The organism is Paenarthrobacter sp. NPDC089988, from assembly GCF_044748465.1.
Classification (GTDB): Bacteria; Actinomycetota; Actinomycetes; order Actinomycetales; family Micrococcaceae; genus Arthrobacter.
Genome location: NZ_JBIVGD010000042.1, coordinates 1 through 4,000 on the forward strand (window position 1 = coordinate 1; position 4,000 = coordinate 4,000).

General features: G+C 62.4%; 5 protein-coding genes. 2 read left to right on the forward strand and 3 right to left on the reverse strand.

What is annotated here, in order from left to right; translation table 11 throughout:
• Positions 1–178: 178 nt before the first annotated feature.
• Positions 179–697 (forward strand): methyltransferase family protein, encoded by a 519-nt coding sequence (locus ACIPV6_RS23555; RefSeq protein WP_400273217.1) that lies wholly within the window; start codon positions 179–181, stop codon positions 695–697.
• Between the two features lie 159 nt (positions 698–856).
• Here the strand turns inward: ACIPV6_RS23555 and ACIPV6_RS23560 are convergent, their stop codons facing one another.
• From ACIPV6_RS23560 to ACIPV6_RS23570, 3 genes are read right to left on the reverse strand one after another with little or no spacing between them, the layout of a single operon-like run.
• A complete protein-coding gene (locus tag ACIPV6_RS23560; RefSeq protein WP_400273218.1) occupies positions 857–1,294 on the reverse strand; it encodes a hypothetical protein in 438 nt (145 codons plus the stop codon).
• Entirely contained in the window at positions 1,291–2,190 is a 900-nt protein-coding gene (locus tag ACIPV6_RS23565) for a TIGR01777 family oxidoreductase (RefSeq protein ID WP_400273219.1), read from the reverse strand. The genes ACIPV6_RS23560 and ACIPV6_RS23565 overlap by 4 nt, the downstream gene beginning before the upstream one ends.
• Positions 2,187–2,849 (reverse strand): TetR/AcrR family transcriptional regulator, encoded by a 663-nt coding sequence (locus ACIPV6_RS23570; RefSeq protein ID WP_400273220.1) that lies wholly within the window; start codon positions 2,847–2,849, stop codon positions 2,187–2,189. The genes ACIPV6_RS23565 and ACIPV6_RS23570 overlap by 4 nt, the downstream gene beginning before the upstream one ends.
• Before the next feature lie 301 nt (positions 2,850–3,150).
• On the opposite strand from ACIPV6_RS23570, the gene ACIPV6_RS23575 reads away from it, so the two are divergent.
• Positions 3,151–3,861: a queuosine precursor transporter gene (locus ACIPV6_RS23575; protein WP_400273221.1), complete on the forward strand. Its 711-nt coding sequence runs from the start codon at positions 3,151–3,153 to the stop codon at positions 3,859–3,861.
• Positions 3,862–4,000 lie beyond the last annotated feature (139 nt).

Consider the following 4,000-nt stretch of genomic DNA (forward strand, 5'->3'; position numbering starts at 1 on the left):
GCTGCGACACCCTCTACGCCATGCTCCGCGACGGCACCCTCTACCAAGCCCAAACACCCAAAACCGCTTGACGAAAAACATAGGGACACTCTCACTGTTTGGCCGGTGTGGGCGGACGCTCTCTCGCTTCGGGCACTCGCCATGGCTTTCCTGGAAAGCCAGGAATATGGTTCATGCCATGACCATCGTTCGAAGGGCAGCACTCGTCCTGAAACGGGAGGCAGCCAGTGTCCCGTTGCCACCTGGACAGGTGGTCGGGTTGGTGCTGGATGTCGTGCTCGGTCGGCTCTATCCGGCCCGCGTCGCACCCATGCGGGGCATGCGCAGGATTGCCGGGGTGATCGTGGTTGCCGCAGGTGTGGGAGTTACTGCGTGGGCCGTCGCAGAACGTCGTCGCCACACAAAGGGCAACTTCGTTTTAGGACGTCCCGAGGAGTTGGTGACCAGTGGTCCTTACGCAGCGAGCCGGCATCCAATGTACTTGGGATGGTGGCTGATCCATGCGGGCGTGGCCATTTTCCGAGGTTCTTCCTGGGCTCTAGCGACGTTACCTGCGGGGATCCTCGTGGAACACCTCGGGGCTTTGTGGGAGGAAAAGGTGCTCCTTGAGGAGTTCGGTCCCGCTTACGCCGAGTACATGCGGGCAGTGCCGCGTTATGTTGGCAAATTCCGCGAGCAGACGGATAGGCGTCGATGAAGCACGGTGAGAGACGGCTTGGGGGAAAGGGCCATTCGGTGAGAGAGGGCTTGGGGGAAAGGGCCATTCGGTGAGAGAGGGCTTGGGGGAAAGGGCCAGTCGGTGAGAGAGGGCTTGGGGGAAGTGGCCATTCGGTGAGAGAGGATTGGGGGGATGGGGTTATTCGGTGAGAGAGCGTTCGGGGTTGAGTTTGACGAGATTCCACACCGATAACCGGCCCACCCCCGCGGCCAAAGCAATGGATAGGCTGAAAAGAGTTGCGCCCCAGCTTGAGAAGCCGCCGAAGGGTACGCAGATCAAGGCGCCGGCTGCGAAGAACACGGCAACGTGAAACCACTGATTGCCAACGCGACGAAGTGCCAATCCCAGGACGGCCCCTACCGAGGTGCCGATGAATGCTGCGGGGATGGCCGCGTAGATAAAGAAGATCAATGCCCAACCCGGAGCCTGCATGGTCAGCAGTGAACTGAAGACCACATAGGCAACCAGGACACCCACAGCGAGACTCTTGCCGGTCAAAATCACGCGGTCCCGAGGGTCGTACTGTGAGGACTGCGGCTCGGCCAAGGCCATCTCGTCGTCTTCCCAGTCGTTCATGGCTTTCCCGCCGCAATCTCGTTGAGGGCGCCCGCCAGGGACGGGTGTTCAAAGGCGAACCCTGCGTCAAGTAACCTGCGGGGCTCCACCCAGCGGCTCTTCAGGACGAGCTCAGTCTCAGTGCGGATCATCACCGCGCCCAGCTCCAACAACCACTTCGGCATCGGAAGACCGAACCGTACTCCGAGGCTTCGTCGAACCAACGACATCAGCTCGCGGTTGTCCACCGAATACGGCGACGCGGCGTTGACAGGTCCAGAAAGCCCGGGCCGGTGGTGGATGAACAAGACGGCCCGGAACAAGTCCTCCACATGGATCCAACTGAACCTTTGGGTGCCCGGACCCATGTGTCCGCCCAAACCAACGCGGGCGAGGTTCCGGAAAGGACCCATCACTCCACCGTCCCCGCCCAGCACAATTGCGATCCGGAGCGGCACCTTCCGCGTCGCCGGCAAAACAGCCGCGGCCAGTTCGTCCTCCCAGGCCCGGGCCACCGAGACTGAGAATCCACTACCGAGTTCGCCTGAGTCCTCCGTTTGTGGACCGTCCTCCGCGTGCCGGTAGATGGTTCCTGTGCCCGCGTTGATCCACGTTCGCGGTGGTTCGTCGCAACGGGACAACGCAACCCCCAATGACCGCGTCGTCAAGACCCGCGAATCGAGGATCTCCCGGCGGTTCCGCTCGTTGTAGCGGCAGCTCACGCTCCGTCCGGCGAGGTTCACCAGAAGTTCGGCGCCGTTCAGCGCCCGGGCGATGCCGCCGTCGTCGTTCCATTGCGCGTCACCCGAAGCGTCGCGACCAATGGTTCGAACCTGCCATCCCTCGGCGGTGAACCGATCCCGAAAGTACCGCCCGATGAACCCCGAAGCCCCAGCGAGCACCACCGTACGTGTCATGAGTCCTCCCTGAGATTGCGGACCAGGCCGAGGGCGTCGTCGAACACTTTGCTGACTCCCGGAATCTTCGCGAGCGACAGCCCGCGGGCCAACAGGGGCGCCGCGCCGTCGATCAGCTTTCGCGTGCGGCGCTGGCCGTCGGATGTGTCGTAAACCCAGAACAGGGCGATCCCCATGTAGGCGAGCCACAACAGTTCGGGCAGGTCGGCGCGCAGCTTTTTCGCGACGGCGGGTGAGGAACCGTCGACGGCGGAGCGGAAGATCGCGAGCGAAGCGTCCCGGGCGGCGGTGGACGCCTCGCCGAACGGATTGACGGGCGACGTCGGCCGGATCGCCGTCGCGATGAAATCGGAACCGAACTGGTGGTACGGCGCCATGACGTCGATGCCGCTGTGCAGCACTGCCTTGAGTCGTCCGGCCAGATCCTGGACGCCTTCGAGGGTTTTCGCGGCCGCGATGGTGTGCTCGTCCTGGACTTGGATGTAGAGCTCCTGGACCAGCTCATCCTTGGAGGAGAAGTAGTAGTAGGCGTTGCCGACGGACACGCCCGCCTCCTGGGCGATGGCGCGCATTGTGGTCTTCTCGAAGCCGACCTCGCGGAACATTTTCAGGGCGACGCTGGCGACGAGTTGTCTGGTCTGCTCACTCTTGGCTGCCATGGGATGTCCCTCACTGGGTTTTGAACGTGTTCAAGAATGAGTATGGCACTGTTTATGAACGTGTTCAAAACTGTCGGTGAGAGAGGATCGGTGGGGAGGGGTGGTTTGGTGAGAGAGGATCGGTGGGGAGGGGTGGTTTGGTGAGAGAGGATCGGGGGGGAAGGGGTGGTGTGGTGAGAGAGGGTCGGGCCAAGTGGGAGAATGTAGCTGGTGCCGGGCCGGATGCCCCACCACACAGTGCTAATACAGCGGGGCGGCCCGGAAACCGGCGCCTGCGCGAACCACTACGAACGGATGATCCATGCCCTCGCCCTCAGGCTCCAGCACGTTGAGCAAACCAGCTCCCCGCTTTGCCTCTATCGGTTCCCCCTACTTCGGCATCATGCTGGCGGTCATGGCCGTGGTGCTGATCCTGTCCAACATCGGCGCGTCAAAGGGTGTGGTGCTCGGCCCGATCATCACCGATGGCGGGTTCTTCCTGTTCCCGCTGGCCTACATCCTGGGCGACGTCATGAGTGAGGTGTACGGGTTCAAGGTTGCCCGCAAAGCCATCATCACGTCCTTTGCGCTGAGTGTGTTCGCATCTCTCTGCTACTGGGTGATCATCATCCTGCCCGGCTTCAACGATGAGTACGGCACGGCCAAGCAAGCTGCCATCGAAGGGGCGCTCGGGCCGGTTCCGCAGATCGTCCTGGCCTCCCTGCTCGCCTTCCTGGCCGGCCAGACCATCAACTCGTGGATCCTCGTGAAGATGAAGGAACGCACCGGTGAAAAGACCCTGTGGGCCCGGCTCATGGGGTCCTCGGTGGTGGGCGAATTCGTGGACACCCTGATCTTCTGCAGCATCGCGGCCTCGGTGATCGGCATCTCGGATGCTGGCTCGTTCGTCAACTACGTCCTGGTGGGCTTCGTCTACAAGACCGCCGTGGAGTTCATCTTCGTGCCCATCACGGTGCTGGTGGTGGGCTGGATCAAGAAGCGCGAGCCGAGCTACGGAGCTATCGCGGCGTAATCCCACTCCGGGTTCGCTGGAACGGTGCCGTGCCGCTGGAAGTTTCGGTATGTATCAAGCTGTTTGTGACAGCGTGGTGGGTTGTTTGTGGTTGATGCCTGCGCTTGGTGGGATTCCGGGGGCGGTGGGCCTTCGGCGG